Annotated in this window: 1 rRNA gene; it reads right to left on the reverse strand. The window is 52.0% G+C overall.

Going from position 1 to position 3,045, the window contains the following annotated elements:
• Window positions 1–38 precede the first annotated feature (38 nt).
• Window positions 39–2,967: ribosomal RNA gene (locus CSV72_RS16435) — 23S ribosomal RNA — on the reverse strand.
• Window positions 2,968–3,045 lie beyond the last annotated feature (78 nt).

The raw sequence follows: 3,045 nt of genomic DNA on the forward strand, positions 1-3,045 counted from the left end.
AAAGACATTGGTGTAGTTCAAGTAACTACTTTTTAAAATAGGTTAAGTCCTCGATCGATTAGTATCTGTCAGCTACATACGTCGCCGTACTTACACCCCAGACCTATCCACCTCATCATCTTTGAGGGATCTTACTTACTTGCGTAATGGGAAATCTCATCTTGAAGGGGGCTTCATGCTTAGATGCTTTCAGCATTTATCCCGTCCATACATAGCTACCCAGCGATGCCTTTGGCAAGACAACTGGTACACCAGCGGTATGTCCATCCCGGTCCTCTCGTACTAAGGACAGCTCTCCTCAAATTTCCTGCGCCCGCGACGGATAGGGACCGAACTGTCTCACGACGTTCTGAACCCAGCTCGCGTGCCGCTTTAATGGGCGAACAGCCCAACCCTTGGGACCGACTACAGCCCCAGGATGCGACGAGCCGACATCGAGGTGCCAAACCTCCCCGTCGATGTGGACTCTTGGGGGAGATAAGCCTGTTATCCCCGGGGTAGCTTTTATCCGTTGAGCGATGGCCCTTCCATGCGGAACCACCGGATCACTAAGTCCGTCTTTCGACCCTGCTCGACTTGTAGGTCTCGCAGTCAAGCTTCCTTATGCCTTTGCACTCTGCGAATGATGTCCAACCATTCTGAGGAAACCTTTGAGCGCCTCCGTTACTCTTTAGGAGGCGACCGCCCCAGTCAAACTGTCCACCTGACACTGTCTCCTGCCCGGATCACGGGCAAGGGTTAGAAGTCCAATACAGCCAGGGTAGTATCCCACCAATGCCTCCTCCGAAGCTAGCGCTCCGGAATCCAAGGCTCCTACCTATCCTGTACAGGCTGCACCGGAATTCAATATCAGGCTACAGTAAAGCTCCACGGGGTCTTTCCGTCCTGTCGCGGGTAATGCGCATCTTCACGCATATTATAATTTCACCGAGTCTCTCGTTGAGACAGTGCCCAGATCGTTACGCCTTTCGTGCGGGTCGGAACTTACCCGACAAGGAATTTCGCTACCTTAGGACCGTTATAGTTACGGCCGCCGTTTACTGGGGCTTCAATTCAGAGCTTCGCTTGCGCTAACCCCTCCTCTTAACCTTCCAGCACCGGGCAGGCGTCAGCCCCTATACGTCATCTTACGATTTTGCAGAGACCTGTGTTTTTGCTAAACAGTCGCCTGGGCCTATTCACTGCGGCTCTCTCGGGCTATTCACCCTACCAGAGCACCCCTTCTCCCGAAGTTACGGGGTCATTTTGCCGAGTTCCTTAACGAGAGTTCTCTCGATCACCTTAGGATTCTCTCCTCGCCTACCTGTGTCGGTTTGCGGTACAGGCACCTCCCGCCTCGCTAGAGGCTTTTCTTGGCAGTGTGAAATCAGGGACTCTGGAGATAAATCTCCTCGCCATCACAGCCTAGTGTTATATGAGAACGGGATTTGCCTCGTTCTCCACCTCACTGCTTAGACACACAACCAACTGTGTGCTCACCCTATCCTACTGCGTCCCCCCATTACTCAAACGGCGGGGAGGTGGTACAGGAATATCAACCTGTTGTCCATCGTCTACGCCTATCGGCCTCGACTTAGGTCCTGACTAACCCTGAGCGGACGAGCCTTCCTCAGGAAACCTTGGGCATTCGGTGGAAGGGATTCTCACCCTTCTTTCGCTACTCATACCGGCATTCTCACTTCCAAGCGCTCCACCAGTCCTTCCGGTCTAGCTTCAACGCCCTTGGAACGCTCTCCTACCATTGACCCTAAGGTCAATCCACAGCTTCGGTGATCTGTTTAGCCCCGGTACATTTTCGGCGCAGCGCCACTCGACCAGTGAGCTATTACGCACTCTTTAAATGATGGCTGCTTCTAAGCCAACATCCTGGTTGTCTGGGCAACGCCACATCCTTTTCCACTTAACAGATACTTGGGGACCTTAGCTGGTGGTCTGGGCTGTTTCCCTCTCGACAATGGATCTTATCACCCACTGTCTGACTCCCAAACATAAATCATCGGCATTCGGAGTTTGTCTGAATTCGGTAACCCGGGATGGGCCCCTCGTCCAAACAGTGCTCTACCTCCGAGATTCTTTCGTTTGAGGCTAGCCCTAAAGCTATTTCGGAGAGAACCAGCTATCTCCAGGTTCGATTGGAATTTCACCGCTACCCACACCTCATCCCCGCATTTTTCAACATACGTGGGTTCGGGCCTCCAGTCAGTGTTACCTGACCTTCACCCTGGACATGGGTAGATCACCTGGTTTCGGGTCTACGACCCCATACTGATTCGCCCTATTCAGACTCGCTTTCGCTGCGGCTCCGCTTTCTCAGCTTAACCTTGCATGGAATCGTAACTCGCCGGTTCATTCTACAAAAGGCACGCCATCACCCATTAACGGGCTCTGACAATTTGTAAGCGCACGGTTTCAGGATCTATTTCACTCCCCTTCCGGGGTGCTTTTCACCTTTCCCTCACGGTACTGGTTCACTATCGGTCACTAGGGAGTATTTAGCCTTGGGAGATGGTCCTCCCGGATTCCGACGGAATTTCACGTGTTCCGCCGTACTCAGGATCCACTCTGGAGAGAATGTGCTTTCGACTACGGGGCTATTACCCTGTTTTGCGGATCTTTCCAGATCGCTTCATCTAACACATTCCTTTGTAACTCCGTATAGAGTGTCCTACAACCCCAAGAAGCAAGCTTCTTGGTTTGGGCTCTTCCCGTTTCGCTCGCCGCTACTAAGGGAATCGATGTTTCTTTCTCTTCCTCCGGGTACTTAGATGTTTCAGTTCTCCGGGTGTGCCACGAGTATGCTATGTATTCACATACACGTACTGTCCCATTATGGACAGTGGGTTTCCCCATTCGGAAATCTTCGGATCAAAGCTCACTTACAGCTCCCCGAAGCATATCGGTGTTAGTGCCGTCCTTCATCGGCTCCTAGTGCCAAGGCATCCGCCGTGCGCCCTTTCTAACTTAACCTATAAAAGGTCCAACTTCATCCTAGCGATAGGAATCAGAAGGTTAAAAAGATTGCTTGAATCGCATACATGCGATTCG

Source organism: Sporosarcina sp. P20a (genome assembly GCF_002743175.1).
Lineage (GTDB): Bacteria > Bacillota > Bacilli > Bacillales_A > Planococcaceae > Sporosarcina.